General features: G+C 42.3%; 19 protein-coding genes and 4 tRNA genes. 6 read left to right on the plus strand and 17 right to left on the minus strand.

From position 1 onward, the window contains the following. The 8 genes from D6V41_RS17715 to murB all read right to left on the minus strand — a co-directional run. The coding region (locus tag D6V41_RS17715) for a GTP-binding protein (RefSeq protein WP_241664488.1) at positions 1 to 378 on the minus strand (378 nt) is incomplete at its 3' end. Positions 379 to 428: 50 nt separating this feature from the next. Continuing rightward, positions 429 to 504: transfer RNA gene (locus D6V41_RS17720), tRNA-Thr, on the minus strand. 8 nt (positions 505 to 512) lie between these two features. After that, a tRNA-Gly gene (locus D6V41_RS17725) sits at positions 513 to 587 on the minus strand. A gap of 34 nt (positions 588 to 621) precedes the next feature. Further along, positions 622 to 706, minus strand: a tRNA-Tyr gene (locus tag D6V41_RS17730). Positions 707 to 715: 9 nt separating this feature from the next. Beyond that, positions 716 to 791 (minus strand) — tRNA-Thr (locus tag D6V41_RS17735). A gap of 171 nt (positions 792 to 962) precedes the next feature. Continuing rightward, the gene (locus D6V41_RS17740) at positions 963 to 1775 is read right to left on the minus strand and encodes a type III pantothenate kinase (RefSeq protein WP_168711081.1); all 813 of its coding nucleotides are present in this window, start codon (positions 1773 to 1775) and stop codon (positions 963 to 965) included. Continuing rightward, the gene (birA, locus tag D6V41_RS17745; RefSeq protein WP_136252894.1) at positions 1759 to 2826 is read right to left on the minus strand and encodes a bifunctional biotin--[acetyl-CoA-carboxylase] ligase/biotin operon repressor BirA; all 1068 of its coding nucleotides are present in this window, start codon (positions 2824 to 2826) and stop codon (positions 1759 to 1761) included. Before birA ends, D6V41_RS17740 begins: the two co-directional genes overlap by 17 nt. A 74-nt stretch (positions 2827 to 2900) precedes the next feature. Further along, positions 2901 to 3896, minus strand: coding sequence for a UDP-N-acetylmuramate dehydrogenase (gene murB, locus D6V41_RS17750; RefSeq protein WP_136252895.1), 996 nt, complete (start codon positions 3894 to 3896; stop codon positions 2901 to 2903). Between the two features lie 140 nt (positions 3897 to 4036). Between murB and D6V41_RS17755 the strand changes: the two genes are divergently transcribed. The 3 genes from D6V41_RS17755 to D6V41_RS17765 all read left to right on the plus strand — a co-directional run bounded on the left by D6V41_RS17755 (position 4037) and on the right by D6V41_RS17765 (position 8258). Next, a complete protein-coding gene (locus tag D6V41_RS17755) occupies positions 4037 to 6001 on the plus strand; it encodes a GGDEF domain-containing protein (protein WP_136252896.1) in 1965 nt (654 codons plus the stop codon). Positions 6002 to 6079: 78 nt separating this feature from the next. Beyond that, positions 6080 to 6637, plus strand: coding sequence for a PH domain-containing protein (locus tag D6V41_RS17760; protein ID WP_136252897.1), 558 nt, complete (start codon positions 6080 to 6082; stop codon positions 6635 to 6637). Next, entirely contained in the window at positions 6630 to 8258 is a 1629-nt protein-coding gene (locus D6V41_RS17765) for a PH domain-containing protein (protein ID WP_136252898.1), read from the plus strand. The genes D6V41_RS17760 and D6V41_RS17765 overlap by 8 nt, the downstream gene beginning before the upstream one ends. 23 nt (positions 8259 to 8281) lie before the next feature. Here D6V41_RS17765 and D6V41_RS17770 read toward each other — a convergent pair whose 3' ends face one another. The 6 genes from D6V41_RS17770 to D6V41_RS17795 all read right to left on the minus strand — a co-directional run bounded on the left by D6V41_RS17770 (position 8282) and on the right by D6V41_RS17795 (position 15805). After that, positions 8282 to 9337, minus strand: coding sequence for an MBL fold metallo-hydrolase (locus D6V41_RS17770; protein ID WP_421907971.1), 1056 nt, complete (start codon positions 9335 to 9337; stop codon positions 8282 to 8284). Between the two features lie 487 nt (positions 9338 to 9824). Beyond that, positions 9825 to 11231, minus strand: a complete 1407-nt coding sequence (locus D6V41_RS17775; RefSeq protein ID WP_136252899.1) for a hypothetical protein — start codon at positions 11229 to 11231, stop codon at positions 9825 to 9827. A gap of 86 nt (positions 11232 to 11317) precedes the next feature. Beyond that, positions 11318 to 11614 carry an alpha/beta hydrolase family protein gene (locus tag D6V41_RS17780; RefSeq protein WP_241664595.1) on the minus strand — a complete coding sequence of 99 codons (297 nt, stop codon included), beginning with the start codon at positions 11612 to 11614 and terminating at the stop codon, positions 11318 to 11320. A gap of 53 nt (positions 11615 to 11667) precedes the next feature. Next, complete coding sequence (locus D6V41_RS17785; RefSeq protein ID WP_136252900.1) at positions 11668 to 12948, minus strand: FG-GAP repeat domain-containing protein; 1281 nt, start codon at positions 12946 to 12948, stop codon at positions 11668 to 11670. Further along, positions 12948 to 15101, minus strand: a complete 2154-nt coding sequence (locus D6V41_RS17790; RefSeq protein WP_136252901.1) for an FG-GAP repeat domain-containing protein — start codon at positions 15099 to 15101, stop codon at positions 12948 to 12950. Before D6V41_RS17790 ends, D6V41_RS17785 begins: the two co-directional genes overlap by 1 nt. Positions 15102 to 15283: 182 nt before the next feature. After that, positions 15284 to 15805 (minus strand): gluconokinase, encoded by a 522-nt coding sequence (locus D6V41_RS17795; protein ID WP_136252902.1) that lies wholly within the window; start codon positions 15803 to 15805, stop codon positions 15284 to 15286. Positions 15806 to 15914: 109 nt separating this feature from the next. Here D6V41_RS17795 and D6V41_RS17800 point away from each other — a divergent pair, with 109 nt between their 5' ends. Beyond that, positions 15915 to 17279 carry a GntP family permease gene (locus D6V41_RS17800; RefSeq protein WP_136252903.1) on the plus strand — a complete coding sequence of 455 codons (1365 nt, stop codon included), beginning with the start codon at positions 15915 to 15917 and terminating at the stop codon, positions 17277 to 17279. Between the two features lie 115 nt (positions 17280 to 17394). Here D6V41_RS17800 and xylA read toward each other — a convergent pair whose 3' ends face one another. Both xylA and xylB read right to left on the minus strand, forming a co-directional pair. Further along, positions 17395 to 18708 (minus strand): xylose isomerase, encoded by a 1314-nt coding sequence (gene xylA / locus D6V41_RS17805; RefSeq protein ID WP_136252904.1) that lies wholly within the window; start codon positions 18706 to 18708, stop codon positions 17395 to 17397. A gap of 85 nt (positions 18709 to 18793) precedes the next feature. Beyond that, a complete protein-coding gene (gene xylB, locus D6V41_RS17810; RefSeq protein ID WP_136252905.1) occupies positions 18794 to 20269 on the minus strand; it encodes a xylulokinase in 1476 nt (491 codons plus the stop codon). A 221-nt stretch (positions 20270 to 20490) separates the two neighbouring features. Between xylB and D6V41_RS17815 the strand changes: the two genes are divergently transcribed. Further along, positions 20491 to 21672, plus strand: a complete 1182-nt coding sequence (locus D6V41_RS17815; RefSeq protein ID WP_136252906.1) for a XylR family transcriptional regulator — start codon at positions 20491 to 20493, stop codon at positions 21670 to 21672. A gap of 695 nt (positions 21673 to 22367) precedes the next feature. Then, positions 22368 to 23090: a hypothetical protein gene (locus tag D6V41_RS17820; protein WP_168711082.1), complete on the plus strand. Its 723-nt coding sequence runs from the start codon at positions 22368 to 22370 to the stop codon at positions 23088 to 23090. A 147-nt stretch (positions 23091 to 23237) separates the two neighbouring features. Here the strand turns inward: D6V41_RS17820 and D6V41_RS17825 are convergent, their stop codons facing one another. Continuing rightward, entirely contained in the window at positions 23238 to 23891 is a 654-nt protein-coding gene (locus D6V41_RS17825; RefSeq protein WP_136252908.1) for a hypothetical protein, read from the minus strand. Positions 23892 to 24130: the final 239 nt, after the last annotated feature.

Genomic DNA, 24130 nt, shown 5'->3' on the forward strand with positions numbered 1-24130 from the left:
TACCTGACGACCTAACAAGATGTGCTCACGCGTTTGTGGCATTGGGCCATCTGTTGCCGCAACGACCAAGATAGCGCCGTCCATCTGCGCCGCACCGGTGATCATGTTTTTAACATAGTCAGCGTGTCCAGGACAGTCTACGTGTGCGTAGTGGCGCGCAGGTGTGTCGTACTCAACGTGAGACGTCGCGATAGTGATACCACGCTCACGCTCTTCTGGTGCGTTATCAATTTGGTCGAATGCCTGGGCAGAACCACCGTAAGTCTTTGCTAGTACTGTAGTGATTGCCGCGGTTAGCGTCGTTTTACCGTGGTCAACGTGGCCGATTGTACCTACGTTCACGTGCGGTTTCGTACGTTCAAACTTTTCTTTTGCCATTTCTATTTTCCCAGCAAAGTTAAAAATTATTATCAAAGGAGAGCAGAGAATGGTGCTGATAGGCAGATTTGAACTGCCGACCTCACCCTTACCAAGGGTGCGCTCTACCAACTGAGCTATATCAGCATGTTGGTTGGAGCGGGCAGCGGGAATCGAACCCGCATCATCAGCTTGGAAGGCTGAGGTAATAGCCATTATACGATGCCCGCATTCCTATATTCTCTGGCCACCTCATGAAAAAAGTGGTGGAGGGGGCAGGATTCGAACCTGCGAAGGCTGAGCCGGCAGATTTACAGTCTGCTCCCGTTGACCGCTTGGGTACCCCTCCTGAGATTGATGGTGCCGACTGCCGGAGTCGAACTGGCGACCTACTGATTACAAGTCAGTTGCTCTACCAACTGAGCTAAGTCGGCACTGCATCAAGTGGGTGCGCATTCTAGAGTAAGCTTGTGCACATGGCAAGTACGAAATTACAAAAAAATGCCTTTTTTTCCCAAAAAGGATTAAGTGCATAAAATTGCGTCATTAATGCAACAAAAATACAGCAAATCATGACCGTAATTAGCAAACTTTTGCGCTCTACATCAATTTTCGCAAATACTTACTCTCGCTAAGCCTGCTAATACTAAATTGCTGTGGCTGCGAATTTTAGAAGTATCAAATACAGAAAAACCAGCGTGAGTTTCAGACATGAACTGCTGATGCAAATTTTGAATTAAAAGTTCTCTGTCTCCACCGGTTATAAAAACTGTGAAGTCTTCACACTGCCTTTGTGTTTGGATAATTGCCTGCATTGCGATACCAACTAGCTGAGCTAAGGCACCATTGGCGACACACTCTGCGGTATCGTTTCCAAAAGCTAACTGAGGCACCAAGTTAGAAAAATCGAAAACACGCTTTGTATTTTGCACAACACTTTCTCTCAAAAGTCGAAGACCAGGGGCTATCCAACCGCCTACATGTTGTTTATTGATAACAGCATCGCAAGTGATGGCGGTGCCCGCATCGATCACCAATATATTTCCATTTGCAAGTGCATCAGCCCCTAACATCGCCATCCATCGGTCTGCCCCCATATTCGATACTGTTTTATAGCTATTTTTTATGCCAAATTGGCATGCTTGTGTTTGCTGAATATGCACCTGACAACTGGCGCGTTTCATAATATTGAGAATTTCATCATTTGTATCATTCGCCTTCACGCTGCACAAAAAAACCTGTGGGGAAGATTCTAAGAGTGTTGGAAGTGCACTATTTTCGATGGTATTTACGTTTATCTGTGATAATTGGGATTGTATAAAGGAGTCGTCGATTGACGCCGTCTGTGGCGCTTCCAAAAAAGTATATTTTGTGATGCTGTTGCCTACATCGAGCAATAAACTAGACTTGCCTAACACGAAATTCACTCCCGTTGTTGCCTGAGCCACTATCTGAACTATTCGCGCCTTCTGCTATGTTTTGATGAATTTCACCGCCAAAATACGGCTTTACGATGCCGTCCACCTCAAGTAGCAAGGCGCCACTTGAATCTATCCCGCGACTAATGCCGGTAGTACTAAAATTGCCTGCACCAATGCTTATGCGCTCATTTAGAAACAAGTCGGCTTGATGCCATTCCTTCAAAAAAGGTTGCAGGCCTTGCTGCTGGAATATTTCAAGCATTTGCCAAAGCTCATTTAAAAGCGCGCCAGCAAACTCATTTCTATCAATTCGTTTGCCCAAAACAGTTTGCACATCGGTAAACGGTTGGTCGATACCCTTTACATTCTCAGGTAGTGCGACGTTCACTCCAATGCCGATTATCGCTGTGGTTAAGTCACCAATTTTTCCCTCTACTTCAATCAATATGCCAGCGAGTTTTTTACCGTTGTAGTAAACGTCATTCGGCCATTTAAGCTGACTCTTTTCGGCGCCCATCGCATTTAGGGCGCGCCTTACGCCAATGCCAATCAGAAGAGATAAGCCCGACATCGACTGATATCCACTTTCAAAACGCCACAACATTGACATGTAAATGCTTGCACCAAAGGGCGATACCCATGTACGCCCTCGCCTCCCTCGTCCTTTGGTTTGCGCTTCGGCTAAGCATACGCTTCCTTGTGAAAGTTCCCTTGAGCTGGCTTTAATCAGGTCGTTTGTAGAGCTCACAATGTTTTCTACAATGATGTGTTGCTGGCCGAACAAACCGTTCGATGAATTGGCCGCGTATTTAAAAATTAATGATGAATCCAGCATATTCAGCGCCTGAGCTAATTTGTAGCCCTTCCCCTTTACGCTAAATATGTCTAAGCCAAGTCCAGAAATCGCTTTTACGTGACTCGATACAGCGCTTCTGGTCACACCAAGCTGTGTTGCAATCTCTTCACCCGACACAAAATGTTCATGCGAAAGTAGACTTATAATCTTTGTTCTTAACTGGTTGACTTTACTTTTGCCTGAACTATTCATGCATAAAGTCCTTTAAAAACTTCGACACTAATGGTTGCAAACAAGCCAGTTTGAAATGATGATGTGCAGTGCTTTTATAGTTCAATAGCATTATCGCGACCTATTAAGCGTACTTCGTTTTCTAACTCTATATTAAAGTGATTGGCAACTTGCTGTTTGATGTCTCTGGCGAGATAAATGAGGTCTTTCCCCTTGGCATTACCATGATTGACTAACACCAGCGCTTGATGTTGATGACAGCCAACATCACCTTGTTTAACGCCTTTAAAGCCGAGCGTATCAATCAGCCAGGCAGCAGGAATTTTTATCATGCCCTCTGGAGCACTGAAGTGAGGAATATCGGGGTAGCGAGATTGTAAATCTAAAAAATGCGACATGCTGATCGTTGGATTTTTAAAAAAGCTACCCGCATTCCCTAATTTGGATGGGTCCGGTAATTTTTGCTGTCGAATTTCAATCACTTTTTTAAATATGGATTGAGCACTTGCTTCTTTTAACTCTGCAAGCGGTCCATAACTCGTAACTAACTGATACTGTTTAGGCAGAACAAAATTTACCGAAGTAATGATACGTTTGCCTGCTTCGCGCTTAAATCGACTTTCTCGATAAGCAAACTCGCATTCCTTTCGGTTGAAATATGCCATTCGGCCGCTTTCTATTTCATAAAACTCAACGCTATGTATAAAGCGTTCTATTTCAACACCATAAGCACCAATATTTTGAATGGGTGCGGCGCCAACGGTTCCCGGAATAAGGGCCAGATTTTCAAACCCGTTTATTCCTCTTTCGATGCAGAATACGACTAATTCGTGCCAGTTTTCACCAGAGGCTACGCTCAAGTGATAAAACTCATCATCCTCGCTTACATGCACGCCTTTAAGCTTATTTAGTAAAACACAGCCTTCAAAATCCTCGACAAAAATCGTATTACTACCTTCCCCCAAGAACAAAAGTGGCTGATTTTTATATATATTTATGGCATAAACCAAACTATCCACAGAATCAACTGTCTCAAGAGAATTGCATTTGGCCTGAATTCCAAAGGTGTGAAGAGAAGTAAGTGATTGCAATTTTATTTATTTGCCACAATGTTAAAGACGCTAAATATTAACGAATAATGGTAGCGAATGACACACATCTGTATAAAGAGAAATGCAGAAAATTAATGCAATACCTAAGATACTGTCCTTGTAGTTGGAGAAATCTTTAAATGAAAACTCAGGTGCGCAGGTTTGGTACTCTACTCGCAAGCAAGCTAAGGCGTGAGTTTTCAATCTGTTCGTTATTAATGGTATTTACTGCGTTGGCTGCTGTTTCTTCACAAGGAGTGGCGCAAAGCATTTTCGATTCTCCTCGCTATCAATCTGAATATCAGGAGATGCTTAAAGCACCTCAAAAGTATTTGAGCAGCAGTGAGGATGAAGACTTTAGAAGCTTGTCAGAGCGCTTGCAACGTTATGTCTTGCGTGCACAGGCTTATACGCTAACGGGGAATCAGTACGATGCACTTGAACAACTGATTAATGCCAGGAACTTGTTAGAAAACAGCAACACGCCTTCCGTCTCGCCTGACGCCCCCTTGACTCAAGCTCAACGAGAATTTGCATCCGCGTACATTAGTGAACGATTATCCGATGCATATTTGAGTATTAACGATTTAATGGATGCACGGCTTGCCATTTCAGATGCCATTAATGATACATCTATGGCCCAAATTGAAGCCCATCAGACAATACTGGTCAAACGACTTCAAAAGCGCGCACAAATTGATTATCAATTAGGTGCCAATATTTCTGCGCTTCAGGACTTGCAGCTTGCGCTTCAAATCGCAAATTCATTGGATCTAACAGAGCTAATTGTTGAATTGTCGACTTTGACCGCTGTCATTCATCAAGAACGAAACGAACACACCATTGCCTTAGAATATGTGAATCGTGCGCTTCCAATCGCTGAAGCGACAGAAGAAAGCGAAGATGAAATAAAACTGCTTAGCGTACTTATTCCCAGTTTGATGTCTGCTCGAAATTTAGAAGACGCCGAAATCCGTCTGGCGCAATTAAATTCACTTATAACCGATAGCTCTCAGCTGCATTTTAATCTAAAAGCATTGCAGTTTGCGGGTGAACTATCATTTCTTAAAGGTGATTACCGTATCGCAATCGAACGACTGAAAAGCGCGCTTCAACTTAATCCGAATAAAGCCAGCGTTGACGCCGCGAATGCGCATCTGTTGATCAGCAGGGCCTACACCGAATTAGACGATATGGACGCGGCTATTGAACACTTAGTGGAAGCGTTTAACGCCCTTGAAAATAGCAATGCTAACTTTGATCTTGTGCAAAGCATTCATCTTCATCGCGCTGAACTCTTAAGCCGATTAAATCAGTTTGAAGAGGCATACAAAGTTACTAAAGATGTGATCGCGGCCAGAGATATTAATCAACCGATTGATGAAATCAAGCGCATGCTCGATATGCATACAAACTTTCAACTCCAACTTCAGCAGCAGGAAAATATTGCTCTAAAAGAACAAAACGCGGAGCAAAGCAATGAAATTGAAGATAAACAAATGCTGAATCGATTGTATATTCTTGTCAGCGCATTGTTATTTTGCATCAGTTGCCTGCTTTTGCTGCTATTTATAAGAAGCCGCAAACATCGTCAAAATCTGGAAATGATTGCCCATACCGATGCGCTTACCGGCTTATATTCTCGCAGACGCATTATGGAAATACTGGAATTTCAGCAAGACATGTTTAATCGCAACCTGTTGCCATATTGTGTGGCAATTGTGGATTTGGATTATTTTAAAAAAATAAACGATACCTATGGTCACCAAACGGGCGACACGGTATTAAAGCAAACAGCCCAACTCGCTAAAGAAAGCTTTAGAAAAACAGATTCGCTTGGCCGAATTGGTGGCGAAGAGTTTCTATTTATCTTTCCTGATACACCGCTGCCGCAATGCCAAAGGCTCTTGAAAAAGTATGCCAAACAATTGCTTAAGGTTGGCAAGCAAGCCAATATTGAACAAGCGACCACGGCATCCATTGGCCTGGTGCAGGCTGAAGAAAATGAATCCACCAACAGTATTATCAGCCGTGCAGATAAAGCTTTGTACAAGGCGAAAAACAGTGGCCGCAATCAAATTGTAACGGAATCTTTCGAATCCTAGTTGCTAACTAGACAAAGAGCGCTTGCTAGTGTTTACTTTGATAACATTTTTTGCCAATGAAGATATTTAGGGTCACCAATGAGCACTATCGATGATGCACCATCCTCAGATTTCAGTAATCAAAATATCTCCATTGAAGATGTTAGCGTTGACAATCTAACTCTCAGCGCTATTTCACCGCGTTACCGTAAAATTAACATTGGTATCACGCTGGGTGTCAGCTTATTCATTTGTGCCATCGTTTTAATCTTAGACCTAGATATATTTATGACCATGCCGGAGGTATTTTCCAAAGCCAGCGTTTTCGTTTATGCGATTGTTTTACCTATTGGCGTTTTAAGCGCGCTCTATCATTTCTTTGCCGACCCACTCATAAAGTATGCCGTTCGTGAACAAGACGTACATTTACAATCTGGTCTCTTTTTCAGGACTATTGTGAGTCAACCCATTCTTCGAATTCAGCATATTGAACTCAAGCGCGGTCCAATCGAAAGAAAAGCAGGTTTAGCGAGCTTGCAAGTTTTTAGCGCTGGCGGTATTTCTCATACTTTTGAGATACCGGGGCTGGAATACGAAAAAGCAGTTTCCCTACGAAAGTTTATTATTGATCATAAGGACTTATCTCTAGATGAGTGATCAAATCGATATCAATACTCTTGATGTACAAGATGAAAATGAAAGAGAGTTAGCGCAACAAATTGCAAGTGATGAATGGCTGAGGGTATCACCAATTGCCATCGCATATTTTTTCTTTAAAACCTTGTATTTTTTGATATTCAATGTATTGATTTACATGTTGCCAGTATTTGCTTTTAACTTAAACAAGCTTAAAGAACATCCCGTTGAGTTTGGTTTAGGTGCCTTAGGCTTAATGAGCTTGGTATTGATTGGCTCAGTCATTAAATACTTTTTTTACTTTTATCGCCTAAGCGCAGACAGAGTTGAAATTCGGCAAGGCATGATCCAAAAATCGCATATGGATTTGCCCTTTGGCAAAATTCAAAATGTCAAAATAATTCAACCGTTTTATTATCGCTTCAGCAATTATTCGATTATAGAACTTGATACCGCAGGCTCGGCAAAGCAAGAGGCAAATATCGTTGCTATTCAGCTTCCTTTAGCTGAATCCTTTAAGCAAAAGGTTCAGGCGAATGTCACTGACGTTAGCGCCACACCTCAAGACGCCAGCAAAGATGTTTCAGACTCACACGCTCAAAGCAGCGAGAAATCGTCTTTTCACACTCAAGAAACCTTGCTTAATCGACGTTCGATAAAGGATTTGATCATTCACGGCGTGACAAATAATCGCGTTTGGATCTTTCTTGGGGCGGCCGCCCCCTTTTATGAACCTATTTCGCAAAACTTGGACAGTGTTCTTACGGCTGTAGGCTTGGATATTTCATCGTATTTGAACTACGAACAACAAAGTCTGGGCATTTTTTTGTTACATGTTCTATCGCTCGTTATGATCATCATGCTTTTGATTGTCATTTTTTCAATTATTGGCGCCATTTTTGTTTTCTTTGATTACCGTTTAAGCAAAAGTGGTGAACGCTACATAAGACGAAGCGGTTTATTGACAAAACATGAGGTAAGTATGAAATGCTCGCGTATACAGCGAGTGGTGCAGCAGCAAGACTGGCTCGATATTTTGATTGGTCGGGTTAATTTACGGTTTGAGCAAAACTCGGCTGGCGCATATCAAGGTGATCAAGCTAGCCAAATGACAAGCGCAAATAAGCTAATTGTGCCCTCAGTCACACCTACCGAGGCAGACGCTTTATCACAGGATGCCTTTGCTTTTCAAACAATCTCAAGCCTTGAGTATCAGCGGATTAGTCCTCGCTATATTTTACGTTTATTTCTTTTCCCATGCTCGCCTTTTGTTTTGCTTGCAGCAGTGTTTGCGATTTATCAAGCGACTATCTTGAGCTACTTACTTGGATTTATAGTTATTGTTATGCTTTGCCTCTCGTGCGTTCTAGCTTGGTACAGATGGGGCTATTATGAAGATGAGGATTTTATTTATATCCGCAAAGGGTTTTTAGGACGCGATTTTATTGCCTTTCCTATCGATAAAGTGCAGCAAACCAAAATTACGCAAACGCCGTTTATGCGAAAAGGCCAGCTAGCCACTTTGCGTATCGTACTGGCATCGGGCGGCATGGTTGTGCCCTATTTGCCTGAAGAGCAGGTTAAAGCTACTGTCGATAAGCTCCTGCTTAGAGTAGAGAAAAACAAGCCAGCATGGATGTAAAGTGTGGTTACTCAATGACGCGCTTAGCGTGCTTTAAAAAGCCACTGCCCTTTATCATTCAGTTCTCGTGTGCATTGTCCGCAATATACGAGATAGTTTAGGTGTGCAAGTGCTTCAGCAATGGCAAAAAAGAGGTTGTGCGGATTCAACTCCCGATCAAACAACACAGGCAAACACTGTTTGACGGTTCTCGCTTGCTTGCAGGCTTTAAGCAAGGCGGCTAAGTGCGCATGATGGTGAGACACTAATTCATCTACCCGTTGATGTAAGCCAATAAATGGCAGTTTATGCGAAGGCAATACCACAGTGTCAGCGCTAAGCGATTTAAATTGCTTAAGTGTCGCGAGATAATATTCAAGGGGATTTGCTTCAGGCTCAGTGCTATATGCACCTATATTAGGTGATATGTTGGGTAACACATGGTCGCCTGAAATCAATACATTCTTTTTTTCGCAATATAGACATGCATGCTCAGGCGAATGGCCTCTTCCAATCAATACCTGCCATTGGTATTTTCCAATTTGAATGTTCTGATGCTCGTGCAGGCGCTTGTAACTTAAAGGGATTGGCTTTACCACCTTTGAAATACCGCCTTTATTTTTGCTTGCTTGCTCAATGTAGGCCTGGTCCATGCCGCAGTGCTGTAAATACGCTTTATCTTGCCAGTCAGGCGCGCCGCGGGGTCCTGCAACAAGGGCTCTTGCAGCAAAATATTCAGAAAAGGTCATATACAAAGGCACTTTGAATCTATCGACCAAGTATCCCGCCATACCAATATGATCAGGGTGCATGTGCGTTACAATGACCTTACTTAATGGCGCGCTAATCCGCTTAAAAATTTGATCCCATAAATCTTGTGTGGTTGAGGTGCCAATACCGGTATCAATCGCTGCATATGCATCGCCATCTTTGATCAAATACAGATTGATATGATCAAGGTCGAAAGGCAAGGGCATGCGCAACCAGAATATATCCTCATCAACCGCGCACAAGTGTCCTGATTGCGGTACTTCAAGCGCAAGTGATTGGATAGCGGTTTTTCCTTTCTGCGTATTTCGCGTATTTTGCGCCTGTTCCACTTGATGCCTCGCTCTTGCCCAAAAAACTAAATAAAAAAGAGGCACTAGTGTGGATCACTAGTGCCTCTTTAAGCAATTCATCAATTTGAATAGGTCGCTATCGATTTGTTGAATCTTTTTGCAAGCGAATATAAGAAACACTAACGCTATTTCCTACCCTCTATTACAGCTTAATTTAAGGCTAGTTTATCCAAATGCGTAAGTAGCTTCTGGTGTAACTATCCCTTCACGAAGGTTACTTGCCACTGACGACGATATTGCCAACGAAAAAACCTTCACGACATCTTAAGTGTTTTTGGCAAGCTGAACGCTGAAAAAAAGCTGATTAGCCCGACAAATTTTAATTTACCCGCAATCGGGCATATGGGCTTTTTCTCTCGCAAATGCAATGTACTGTGGCATTTGGCTGGGGCTTATTTAGGACGCTTCTGCTGAACGCCGTTTATCACAAGAAGTCGGACACAGGCTGGCGTAAAGCAAGTTTCAATTAATTTATCTGCTTTATCGCAATGACGTCTGTTCTCTTTAACTGATAAGAAACATTGGATGAAAAAAAAGTCCGTTTATGTATGACATCCAAATTGATGCCCTGCTCGGGGATGTCATTTCCAACAGGAAAACGTTCTCTGAAACCTGTCGTTCTGAAGCCAGGTTCAGTCCGATAACCCAACTTTCCCCTAATCCTTTGATACCAGGAGATGTATCGTTTACTGAATGCCCGCTTGATAGGTTTTTGTTTGTTTTCAACAGACAAAATAATTGATCGTTTCTCTTTCGCCCAGCCATCTATATAAATTGAATATTTATCACCTTCTTTCACCAGACTCACTTTTTCTATTTTGTGATTATAAGATGGAAAAATCTTTCTCATTACTTTTTTAGCACCAGAACCAAAGTGAGTAGAGAATGCAGCGTTAAGACTTTGTACCAACCATCTTCGCAGTACCCTGTTATTTGATACGACCTGTAAAACGCTCAGCGTATTTGGGATGAAAGGATGACTATCAACTGAAACCAATTTTGTTACTATTGGAATGGGTCTCTGGGGATATTCTTGGAACCGAGTAGAATATGGTCCGTAGGTGGTATTAACAAATCTCAATTCATCAACGCGCTTTTCTTCTGCGACCTTCTGAGCCAGCAAAATCTCCTCATCACTGTCATTGTGTCTGAATAAAATGTATTTCCAGATTATTCTTGCATCCGGAAACATGTCCCGAACCTGTCCCAAAAAGTTCAGGCATTGACTTACTATTCCATTTATTCTGTATTGTTCATAAGCGCGTTGATTTACACCGTCAGCGGATACAATAACTTCGGTCAATTTACAGTTACTCAGACGCTTGAAAGCATCGAAATTTCCATTCGTTATCAGGCAAACATCAGCCGACGGAAAGTAGTGATTGATAAGGCTGATCAAGACATTAAGTGAGGGATGATTTAGGGGCTCTCCCTGACCACACAGCTCAAAGCGTTGTACAGAGTAATCCTCTTGAATAAGCCCCTTCAAAAAATTTTCCAATAGCGTCGTGGTCATCAACAGCGGTTTTCTTCCCGCTTTTATCTGATTTATCCTTGAGCAATCCGGACACTTCAAGGTGCATAACAGTGAAGGCTCTAATTGGACTTTTGAGATCCGCTTATCAATCACTGTGTTGTCTATGAGACCGTCACGATAAAACGCACAGTTTTCACATATCTCTACCCAGGGAGGCAATCCTTTTGCGAAGCTGTTACGTATTTGGGTGTATTGCTCGTTATTAAAAAGCGCTGTGGGTGAAAACACAGAGGTCGCGGTTATCTTTCCAAGCAGTATTCGCTCACCATAATCATCATCACAGCGAATATCGCCATTAGATTTTACGTAGAGATTTTTAAGAATATTACACTGCATGGATAATGAGATGCCCTCTTTGGAGTAAGATGCAAATAAGTCTGTTGTATTCAATGTTACGATAAGACAACCCGACAACACCACATTTATTCAAAATTCGTATCCAAAAAGTTAATCAGGTCCTGATGCATCTCTTTCTTATCACTTTCGTCGTACATACCGTGACCAGCTTGTGCGTATTGAAGGTAAAAAGGCTCATTGCCAGCCTTGGACAGTTTCTCTGCAAGCACTTCCGAATTAATTTCCGGAACCCGTCTGTCTTTTGACCCGAGAATTAACATCACATTTGCTTTAATCTTGTCAGCGTGAAATACCGGCGAATAGTCTTTTAACTGTTCTTCATCAGTGCCTAATACTTTTTGCAGGTATAGGCTTCTCCGCACCAGTTATTTGAATAAATCGCTATTGATTTGTTGAATCTTTTTGTAAACGGGCGCTAATTTAATTGATTTTTGAACAAAAATAAGTCGCTTGATTCATGATTAGGGTAGCGAAAAAAGTCTATGTCACCGTCTCCCTCAAAATCGATGGCGAAACCATTGTAGATGCCGTCTTCGTGTAATACTTGCTTAGAGTATCCAGAAGAATCAGAGAGCAATAGCGTCACATCAAAATTGGACTTATCTAAATTAACGGCGCGGCCAAAATTGATCCCCGTTAATATGTCGTGCTTACCGTCACCATTAAAATCATAAACTTGCAAAGTATGACAAGCGGTAATTTCCGGCATGATTTCAGTTTCTGTCCATTTAGGGGCTGTATTGGTAGATGAAGCATCCTCAGTTATTGAAGCCTGATACATTACCAGCGGATAACCTGCGCGCTCGGAGTGACAGGTGAATATCTCGTCTACCTCATCACCATCAATATCGGTAGCAAAGGTTTTTGTGCCGTTACGAGACCAATCCCCTTCTTGGTTATTCCACATCTCATTGAGGTTTTGCACGCTCCAATCGTTTTCCAGAGCTCCCTGCGGGTTATAAAACACATACGCGTTTGCCACAATATCAATATAGCCGTCGGCATTAAAATCGCCAACGTCCATTCCCTCGTGTAAGGTATTATCCTGAATAAACTGCACGCGTTGCCACTGCTGCTTTGAGCCTTGTTGGTAAATACTCAAACTGTGCGAATCAAAGGTCAAAAGTGCGATATCTAACTTTCCATCATTGTTAAAATCGGCAAAACTAACGTCTTTCACAGCATCAGGGACCTCACCAATATAGTATGCCTGCCATGTTTCTCCCTTGTTTTCGTACCAAAAAATCTCCGCGCTTGCACTGGCATCAGTCCACTCGCCCGGATGTTTGATACCGACCACATCCAAATCTCCATCTGCATCCACATCAGCGACTTCCAAATCGCCACCTGCAAAAAGTCCACCTGTAGGAGGTGCTTCTGCAATGATGACCTTTTCCCACATACCCTCGCTTTCTTGACCTTTGTAATAACCTAAAGCGCCTCCACTGGCATTATTGTTTATAAAAACTAGATCAGCTAAACCATCACCTGTAACGTCACCAGCGGTATGCGCCCAAAAATACTTTGCGTCAGCAATGATGTGCGCAGTATCAAATTCGAGCGTTGCGTTAACATTAGTCGATGTTTGCGTTTGCGACGTAGCTGCTTGGTTTTCTGCCTGTGGTTGGCAGGCAGTCAAGGCAAAAATGCCGGTAACTAAAGCCGCGTTATAAAGAAATTTTTTGCTGTTTTTCATTATTGCAATTCCTGTCTAATCCCTGCCAAGCGCATTTGAATGTCGGTCGCTAATGCTTCATGATTTTTAGAATCGAAGCCGTCTTTATCAAGCAAACCAAAAATAAATCGATGCGTGCCCTGAAGCCTCGGTTTTCCTTGCTTATCTCGCCCAAAACCAAACACTACCATGCCGTCTTCACTTTGCGCGCCTTTCTCGGTATTGCCTAAGTACGACATCACATCTGGAGCTTCGTCAGGACTCACTTGCGCGACAAAAAAGCTTTGCTTGGCAGCTTGATGAGCAAAGTAAGCCCACGAAAACTGACCTTCTTTAATGCTTCCCTGATAAAAATCGGGCGCATCCTTTTGATGCCCTAAGCTATCGGTGCCATAAGCATAGTTTTCAATTTCATATGCACCACCTGGCGTTCCTTCATATAAAAACCAGTAGGATGCATTTTCGGGTGTTGAGAGCACGTGCATTTCAACATGCGTTGGCAATATCTGGTATTGCCATTGCCACTGTCCGCTATTGCTGGTGCTTAAAAAAGTATGAGGCTTTATTTGACTTGTTTGCATTTGGTCAAAGCCAGGATGTCCTGCCCCACTCTCATCCTGAGCGTGAACCGCATTAGGAATGCCTCGAAACGCGCCCGCAGCCGCGGCAGGATAATCCCCCCACGGCTGCATCTTAAAATTTACCCAGTCATTCGCCTCGGTATCGATAATGCTCGAAAAACCGCCTCCTTTTTTGTCGAGCAAATACGTGGCATGGGGAGTATCAATTCTAAAATGAGGGCGTGATAAATGAGAGACTTCGCTCACTGAAACAGTGGCGATATGCGGATTTAACCATAGATGCACAAACTGATGCTGGTCCCAACCTGCGCTGATTAAGTCCAGGTCGCCATCCGCATCTATATCCACCATCTGCGTGCCTAAATGACTTTCTTTGCCTGAATCAATGATTTGCACGGAGAAGTTGGCTTTTCCGTCGTTTAGCCATAGCTCTGTTTCGAGTGCCTCACCTTTGTGCTCAGCCGTCACCAGGTCTAAATCACCATCTTGATCAATATCGCCAATATCCAGATTATTCATCGAATACTGCGTTGCCAGAACGTTTCGCGTCCAGCCATTATCTTCAGTCTGCATCATTACAATTAATTGAGCGTCTGGCTCCAGGCCGGGATAGCGCTCTTCGGTAAACACAATATCGCCTTTACCATTTGCGTTAAGGTCTGCGATTTCAACGCGATCAATAGGATGGGTGCTTTGGCCAACATAATGGGCTTTCCAAGGCTCATTCATATGACCTGGATTTTCGTACCAATAAAGCTCTTTTGGCTCAGGTTCACCCTCCGGTCTTCTGCCCGCGGCAATATCGATATCGCCGTCACCATCAATATCACCTGCACCGATACCTTCATCAGAGGTATTTGCAGCGATTAACTGAGATTGCCACTGAACTTCCCCGTCCGCCTGCAAACTGGCAGAAAAGGCATAGAGATTTCCATTTCCGGCAATAATAAACTCTTCTCTGTCATCGTTTGTAATATCAGCAAGCGTGAAGCCTTGACTATTTACGTGTGTGGTAGCGGGTACCTGCCCAATTTCTGATTTTATAAAGGTATTTCCTTGAGCCAGTTCATACCAATATAAATTAGGGAGTGCCTGCGCGATAATATCCAGTTTGCTATCGCCGTCTGCATCCATAACCAGGATCGCATCAACATTGTCGCCTAAGTCAAGTCTTTCCCATTGCGTTGCGAGCGGTTGAATTGCGGAGTTTTGCTGTAAATAAACATATCGGCCAGACACAATATCTTGCAAACCGTCGCCATTTACATCTCCGGCGGCAAGGCCAAAGTAGCGCAACCAATCAGGCTGCGCCCAATCACCCCACATTTTCTTGCTGTCATCTATTTGCACATATTGCCAGGCAGAAGAAACAGAGTTTGATGCTTCAATAGCGTTCTGACTTTCTGAAATGTTGCGCGCCGATGTGTTTGTATCAGATTGCTGAAGCCCTGCATCTGCCGTTTTATCGGGCGGCTGACAGGCACTTAAACACACCACTGTGATAATCGCCGCGCTCATTTTTAGAGAAATATTTGGCTTTTTCAGTATGTTTGAAGAGTTAAACCGAGTATATGTTTTACGTCTGATACGCATAAAGACCCCTTAAGCAATCCACATTAAGTATCTAATAGCCTAATCAGAAATGAATTTATGATATTTGTTTAGGTCCTTTTAATATTTACAATTTTTTCACATGTTTTGATGTTTGTTTTTGCCGACTTATTTTGCAAATTACGTTTGCAAATTACGTTTGCAAAATATTCTAGAACATTGCATCAGGCTAACTCAGATAGAAAATGAAGTGTCTGATTTACCTGTTCGTCTATGCTTAAGGCGTGACTGAGTCGCAACACTAAGGTTTCATCAGTTGGATTTTCCAGGCTGGCGAGTTGGCTGTCGAGTAACGATGCTGGCATAAAATGCTTACCCTCTTCCTCTCGCGCTAACATGCGAGTCATCAAGGTATTTTTGTCGACTTCTAGAAACAGCGTAATTAACCTGCCATCCGCTTGACGAAGTTCTTCTCGATAGCGTTTTTTAAGTGCCGAGCAGGCGATTATTAGCGTTTCACTATTTTGTTTTGCCTGATGAAAACGCTTAGCTATTTCCTTTAACCACGGCGCTCTATCTGCATCATCAAGCGGCTCGCCTTTTGACATCTTTTCGATGTTGGAGGCAGGGTGGAGCGAATCACCATCAACAAATCGTCCATGCACTTTTGAGGCAAGTCGAGCACCTACGGTCGATTTACCGCAGCCACTTACCCCCATAACTAAAATTCGATAAGCGCTTTTCATCTAGTAGACCGTTAACACGTGAAATGCTCGTTGAACATAAAGGACTTTGTTATTGTTTTGTAAAAGTAATCAGTTTACATTGAATTTAAAAAATAAAAAGGAAACTGCTTTGCTCGCTGATTATCCCTTGTTTCTTGCCGCCATCGCCATTGCATTACTACTTATTTGCATCATTCATTTCAAAATACACGCTTTTGTATCGCTGGTTATGGTAAGCGCCCTTACTGCCATTTTTGGCGGCATCCCAAGTAGCGATTTAGTGCCAACTTTACTATCTGGATTTGCTTCAACGCTGGCATCCGTCGCGCTATTGGTCGGGTTGGGTGCAATGATTGGCAAATTACTTGAAGTCACTGGCGGTGCGCAAGTTTTAGCAGACAGTTTAATTAATCGATTTGGACAAAAGCGCGCGCCCTTCGCCCTGGGGCTCGCCTCTTTATTGTTTGGCTTTCCTATTTTCTTTGATGCGGGACTAGTTGTTATGTTGCCAGTTATATTGAGCGTGGCGGCTCGCTTTGGTGGTTCGGTCTTACTTTACGCCTTGCCTGCTGCAGGCGCATTTGCTGCAATGCACGGCTTTGTTCCACCGCACCCCGGTCCTGTGGTTGCGGGTGATTTATTAGGCGCAGATATTGGCTTGTTGCTGATTTGGGGAACACTAATCGCTCTCCCTTCGTGGTATTTCGGTAGTTATGTATTTGCAAAACGCTATGGCACAAAAATAGCGCTTGGTATACCGGCATTATTTTCAAGCACCGCGCATAGCAGTACCGCGCATAACCAGGAAGATTTGCCCTCTCTTGCAAAAGTGCTCGGTATTTTGCTACTTCCCTTAGTGCTTATTTTTCTTAATACCGGACTAAGTACCTATTTAATCGTGCAGAATATTGAGACACCAGATGCATGGCTTTCTATTTTAATTACGCTTGGTCAAACCCCAATAGCCCTGCTTATCACCCTGCTAGTCAGTATGTTTATTTTTATACCAAAGTTAGGCAAGCAGCAGGTTCAAACGCTTTGCGATGATGCCCTTGCACCAATTTGCGCTATTATTTTAGTAACAGGGGCAGGAGGAATGTTTGGTGGCGTGCTAAGAGCCACCGGCATTGGCGATGCGCTTTCTCAAATACTCAGCGATACAGGCATGCCCATTATTGTGGCCGCATTTGTTATTGCAGCAAGTTTACGAGTAGCGCAAGGATCTGCCACTGTGTCGCTTACCACCACAGCTGCCATTATTGCGCCAATGATAACAAGCTCAACAGGCCTTTCATCGTCTGATCTCTGTTTTATAGTCATTGCTATTGCTGGCGGGGCAACCATACTCTCACATTTTAATGACTCTGGTTTTTGGTTGGTTAGCCGCTTGTTTGAAATGGATGAAAAAACCACGCTTCGCACATGGACACCCATGGTCACCTTAATTGGAATGCTAGCTTTTACTATGGCAAGTTTATTGAGCCTTGTCTTTTAGCCTCTAGCTAAACAGGCAAATTATCCACTTAAGGACGATGCTTATTAAAAGAACTTTTTATAAAAAAGCCCCGCAATTGCGGGGCCAAACACCTAGGGACGGTATTATAAAACGTTTATGAAAACAGCACTTGATTAAGGCGGTTTTCAAGCATTTCTTGTTGCCCGCTTCTATGCTGTGGCGCAATATTCTTATCGACAGCATGCTGTGCTAAAGACTCAAGCGACATTTCACCTTTCATAATTTGAGAGCCAAGCTGTCCATTCCAATTTTTGTAGCGGTCTGCAACTTTCTTCGCCAAAAAGTCATTTTCAAGAATTTTCGCGGCCTTTTTAAGTGCCAGAGCCATATGATCCATTCCGCCGATGTGCCCAATAAATAAGTCTTGCAAATCGACACTTTGACGACGCAGTTTACAGTCAAAGTTCAAACCGCCTGTACTAAAGCCACCAGCCTTAACAATTTCGTACATTACGAGCGTTAACTCTTCAACGTTGGTAGGAAATTGATCGGTGTCCCAGCCGTTTTGCTCGTCGCCCCGGTTTGCATCGATACTACCGAAAATGCCCAAACTAATTGCAGTCGCAATTTCGTGATGGAAGGAATGACCAGCAAGCGTGGCGTGATTCGCTTCAATATTCACTTTAAATTCTTTATCAATACCGTATTGCTTTAAAAAGCCATATACGGTCGCCGTGTCGTAGTCATACTGATGCTTTGTCGGCTCTTGTGGTTTTGGTTCAATCAGTAGCGTGCCTTTAAAACCAATTTTGTGTTTATGCTCTACGACCATTTGCATAAAGCGCCCAAGCTGCTCTCTTTCTTGACGTAAATCGGTGTTAAGAAGCGTTTCGTAGCCTTCGCGGCCGCCCCACAATACATAGTTTTCACCGCCAAGACGCTTGGTTGCGTTCATAGCGTGAAATACTTGCGTTGCACCATAGTTAAAGATTTCTGGATCAGGGCTGGTTGCAGCACCTCCGGCATAGCGAGGGTTACTAAACAAGTTAGCCGTGCCCCAAAGTAGCTTCAGACCTGTCTCAGATTGCTTTTGCTCAAGCACGTCGACCATCGCCGAAAAATTGTTCACGTATTCTTTAATTGAGTTTCCTTCAGGAGCGACATCAATATCGTGAAAGCAGTAATACGGAATCGTTAGCTTGCTGAAAAATTCAAAGGCGGCATCCGCTTTATCTTTTGCCAGCTGCATTGGATCACTTGATTTTAGCCACTGACGACCAAAGGTTCCCTGACCGAATACATCAGCACCGTCCCAACAGAAGTTATGCCAATAACAGGCTGCAAAGCGCAAATGCTCTGACATGGTTTTGCCAAGCACAAGCTCGTCTGCTTTGTAATGCTTAAAAGTAAGCGGGTTTTCAACCTGCGATGGGTCGTAAGCAATCTTATCAATGTCTTTAAAATACATAATATGTTCCAGTCGTTTAAAAAATGTGCTTTGCTTAAAAGCGCGTTTCAATGTGCAAGTATTTGCCTACACTATTTATTCGTGTCTATCCTTCACCTGAGTCTGATGTAAACAAAGGCACCAGTTGTTGGTATATCTCTCTAAATTTACCTTGGCGTTTTTTAAATAGCGCATGTCTTTGAGCATCTGCCTGATAGGTCGCTATTGTTTTGGGGGTTTTGCAAATTTCAGCAAATGGCGTGTCTTTATCGACCGCCAACTGAGCTAAGCGCGCTGCGCCTAAGCCTGGGCCCACTTCGCCCGCTTCGCAAAACTTCACTTCTCGATTGAGTACATCGGCTAAAAGCTGTCGCCATCCCTCATGCCTTGCTCCGCCGCCAATTAGCATAACTTCTTTTGCCTGAGTGCCCGATGCATGCAAGGCTTCAACGCCGTCAGCAAAGGCAAGAGAGACGCCTTCAATCACTGCCGATAAAAGCGCTTTTTTGTCGGTTTGATGTGTTAAACCAAAAAAGTTGCCCATAGCATATGGGTTGTTATGCGGCGTGCGTTCACCGCTTAAATAAGGCAAGAAGAAGGGAGAATCTTCTTGGATTTCAATACTGTCACCAAGCTCTTGCAAAAGCTCTGATAAGGGTTGTTTCGCAATACTTTCAGCAAACCAGCTAACGCAAGATGCCGCACTTAAGAGTACCGACATTAAGTGCCAAGTATTAGGCAATGCGTGACAAAAACTGTGTACAGCTGACTCAGGATTGCTCGTATATTTATCCGACACAACAAAGTACACGCCCGATGTTCCTAGCGATAACATGGCTTGCCCGGGTTGAGTTAAACCCACGCCTATTGCGCCAGCTGCATTGTCGCCTGCGCCAGCGACAATTGGCACTGCTTTCATGCCCCACTTATCGGCTAAGGATTGATGAAGATATCCTGTTATCTCTGATCCTTCGTAAAGCTTCGGCATATTTGCTTCGCTTAAGCCACAGGCCGCAAGCAAAGAGGCATCCCACTTGCGTTTGCCCACATCTAACCAGAGCGTCCCAGCTGAGTCTGACATATCGCTTGCGTAATCCCCCGACAACACATAACGCAAATAGTCTTTTGGCAATAGGACTTTATCTATTCTGGCAAAATGCTCTGGCTCATGTTTTTTTACCCAAAGTAATTTTGGCGCAGTAAAACCGGGCATCATTAAATTTCCCGTTATTTCACGACTGTTTGGAACCGCTTGTTCTAATTCCTCACATTCTTGATGACTGCGCCCATCATTCCATAAAATAGCAGGCCGAATAACATCAGCATGTTTATCTAACAAAACCGCGCCGTGCATTTGACCGCTAAGGCCAATCGCTTTAACTTTGTTAAGCGCATGCTCGTGAGAAAGTTGCTCCATGCTCTTATTTAGTGCATCAACCCAATCTTGGGGCGCCTGCTCACTGTAAAGAGGCGCAGGACGTGATACTTCCAAAGAAGCAGTGTGGCTCGCCAGCACTTGCCCCTCTTCGTCTGTAAGCACGACTTTTATGCCTGATGTTCCTAAATCTATGCCGATATACATTGCTTAAAATTTTATGTTAATAATTTGTAATGTATGGTGTATGATGAGCCTAATTGCAACAATTACGAAATTTTGCAATTAAATTTCGTAATTTGTTGTGATCAGAGCCAGATGCCGTCTACCGCAACGTTTGTTTTGCAAACCAGGCGCTTTGACGCATGATATTGAGCTCGCGCTAAACCCATTTGGACAAATGGAAAATGGAGATTTGGAGTCGTAACATGTTTTCTGCTGCACACAGTATAAGTTTATTGTTTAACGCCAATAAGGTGTTTGACCGACAAGTTATCGAAGGTATCGGACACTACCTTCAATCCACACAGGTCGATTGGGATGTCTATCTTGAAGAGGACTTTTTATGTCGATTGGAACATATTCATGAATGGGGCGGAAACGGAATTATCGCTGACTTTGACGATCCGCAAATTCGTGAAGCTCTTAAAGATATAAAAATACCCGTAGTCGGCGTGGGTAGTTCCTATGCGGATGAAAGTTTGTATCCGGAAGTACCTTATGTAGCAACCGATAACGAAGCAATTGTTAAAGCGGCCTACGATCACTTAAAGCAAAAAGGTATGGAACGTTTTGCTTTTTATGGCCTACCGGTAGACGAAGGCCATCTTTGGGCGCATGAACGTGAACAGGCAATGCTTAACTTATGTAAGCAAGACTCGCGCGAGTGCGCTTTGTATAGAGGACAGCCTACCAGCGCTGAGACTTGGCAGTACAATATGAATCGCCTAGCAGACTGGCTCGATTCACTTCCCACACCCATAGGCATTGTTGCCGTTACCGACGCCCGCGCCCGGCATCTTTTGCAAGCCTGCGCCAATATCAATCGTTTAGTGCCTGATCATATTTGTGTAGTCGGCATTGACGATGACGATATCGCGCGCAATTTAAGTCGCATAAGCTTAAGCTCAGTAACACAAGGGTGCTTCGATATGGGCTTTCAGGCAGCGAAGTTACTGCATAAGCGCATGGAAAATCCAAATTTAAAAGACAAGCGAGTGCTGATCCCGCCTGTGGGCGTTGTTGAGCGCCAGTCGTCTGATTTTAAGTCTATTCAAGATCCATACGTCATGCAGGCCATGCACTATATTCGCCAGCATGCCTGCAGAGGAATAAAGGTAGGTCAGGTATTGGATCACATTGGTATCTCTCGTTCTAATCTTGAAAATCGCTTTATGGAAGAGCGAGGTCATAGCGTTCATGCGGCTATTCACCAGGAAAAACTTAATCGAGCTTGTGAGTTGCTGTCTAACTCCAATAAGCCGGTTAAAGAAATAGCATTGGTATGCGGATATCGTTCGTTGCAATACTTATATGCGGTATTTAATCAGCACTTTGGTATCACGCCAAGTGAATACCGCAATCGCAACAGACTCAAAGCGAGCGCCTGAGCAAAGCAAGATGTTGAGCTAAACATGATTGAATTGGATGAGGAACTAGATTCTCATCCCTTCACAAAACATATCACGCACGCCTGACATGCGATTCATATTTTGATATTGCTCACTGTGCAAAAGAAAGTTTATTGATTAGTTATATCTTCGAGTCACCACCACCTTAGATAATCTAACTTTTTATTATATATCAATTAAAGCTAAAGAACGGTTCGCACAGCGCCGACTCAGCTTGTGCATGAAATACCGATCTGAGCGACCTGCGCTTAACCTATAGAATGAACATTCCAATGGAAACATTTGATATTATTGAATTTGTCTTCTTCATCTTAAAACTGATTGCAGAACAAACTTGACTTGATTAGATCACCTACCATCAAACGCTTGTCACGAACTTTTTTACAAAAAAACTTAAAGTTCAAATGGTGATTCTTCGTTTCAGTTCTTAGATAAGTTATCTGATGAAAAAACCGTAGAAGAATTATTAGATTATAAACCGTTAATCTGTATCTATAATATTGCCTAAAAATCATAATAGCTTCAAATCTAGTTGTATATCATTGCATTGTGCAAATACGATTGCCATTTAGAGTTTATCTAACTCTGATGATGTTTAATTTGACAAATTAGTATTGAGATATTAGTTTAAAAAATATAAGTTTCTGAAAATACTTAGGAAATTTAAAGCAAATTTGATTATTCTGATGGTTGGAATTGATAATACTATGGGTATATATAGTCGGTTTTGCACAGACTTTCCTGAAAGAGTGCTGGAATTGTTAGAATGGTCTAAAAAACAACGTAGTTGGAAGCGGTTTGAGGTTACTCAATTGCTTTTGGCGTCAGGAGGATTTTTGATGACGTTTGAAAATCTACGAAATAGTTCAAAAGGTCTTCACCTAAAAGATTTTGAAGACGACATCGATCTTGATGTAGTTAAAAAGCTTAGCAAAAAAATTAGTGACTTTTTCCAACCTACACTTGATAGATATGAAATCGAACAAGTTTTTCAGTATGCAATCTTGAAAAATAGACCCGAAAGTCTATCTAATATTAATGATGCAAACAATTTTTTTGAGTCAAGCGAAGAACGAAAATCTTGTTTAAAGCAATTAAATTTACATCATTCGACTAACTCACCAATTTTAAAAGATGTTTTGTTTCTATTGCGAAATGCCATCGCTCACAGCAATCTTTATTTTGACGTTGATGTAGATCGCGAAATAACAAAAATTTGGTTTGCCACAGAAAAACGTGATGACAAAAATTTTTCTCAAAATACATTAAAATTTCTCGCTTTTAGCCCGGATACATATTACCTGTTTCTGACAACGGTGTTAAAAATTTTTGTGCAAGAACCAAAACTCTACTCTCAGCTTGTTGATTTCCCGAAACCTGAATACTCATCCACATAGTGTTAAATATCGTGCTTGTTCGCTGTTGAAAGTGTAAACATGATTACAAATCAGTGAGAACGAATATCACCAAACGTAGTTACTCTTTTTAAATAAGACTATTTTTTCTGCGAGCGCGATTGGAAGCATAGATGCTTCGTGAACAAATCACATAATCGAATTTGCGTCTGGGCACTTCGTTTCTATATTTTGACTGAGCAAAAGAATATATTTCGACGTCAGCGATTGAACCGCAACACCGTATATTTGATTTAAAGTTAACTCTGGGTATTCTGAAGCCTTGACTTTAATACTAAGTTCTTTATTAAATCTTTTAACACAACTATTTTTAATTGACGAACTAAATTGCATTCCTAAATCAATGTAAATTGAATCATAAGAAAATGCGCCAATTTGATAATTAAATTTAGTACCACTTACTGTGATTAATGCTTCAATACACTTATGGTTATGACAGTCTAAGCTAACACGTTGATTAATTGATTGAATAAATTCATTAGCGGTTGCTCCAATATCTAATCTATGCTCATTTGCACTTCCGCCAAATCCATCTGGACCATTTTGAATAGTTACAGAATAATTCTCGATATCACCCTCGATTTTCATGTGTATTTCGCGAAGGACTTTTGGCAAAGGTTCAGCCATTGATGGGACGATTATTGCTTTTGGTAATATTTTATTAAAAGTAGTACCACAACCACTAAGGGCGACAAGTAAAATAGAGGAACAAACAAGTTTCTTAAAATTATTTCGAACTTTATTTTGAAAACTTAGTATATCAAGCAAGCCTACAACAATCATATTATTTTGAATTTAAGTAAATCTATGATTTTTATATCATAAAATATCTTTCATGATTTGCAAAGATAAGGCTGCGAGCAATCAGTAGGACTTAATGTTCCGGTTATTCGCAGTTTCAATCGATTCAACTTTATGTTCACGACCACTTATTTTCGTACTCACCCAATAAAACTCTTATCAAATTGCTGAAATGCACATTTCTGGACCTTCTACGCCTCGACACTTAACAAAGTTAGCCT

Origin of the sequence: Ningiella ruwaisensis, assembly GCF_004798935.1 — a bacterium.
Taxonomy (GTDB): domain Bacteria; phylum Pseudomonadota; class Gammaproteobacteria; order Enterobacterales; family Alteromonadaceae; genus Glaciecola; species Glaciecola ruwaisensis.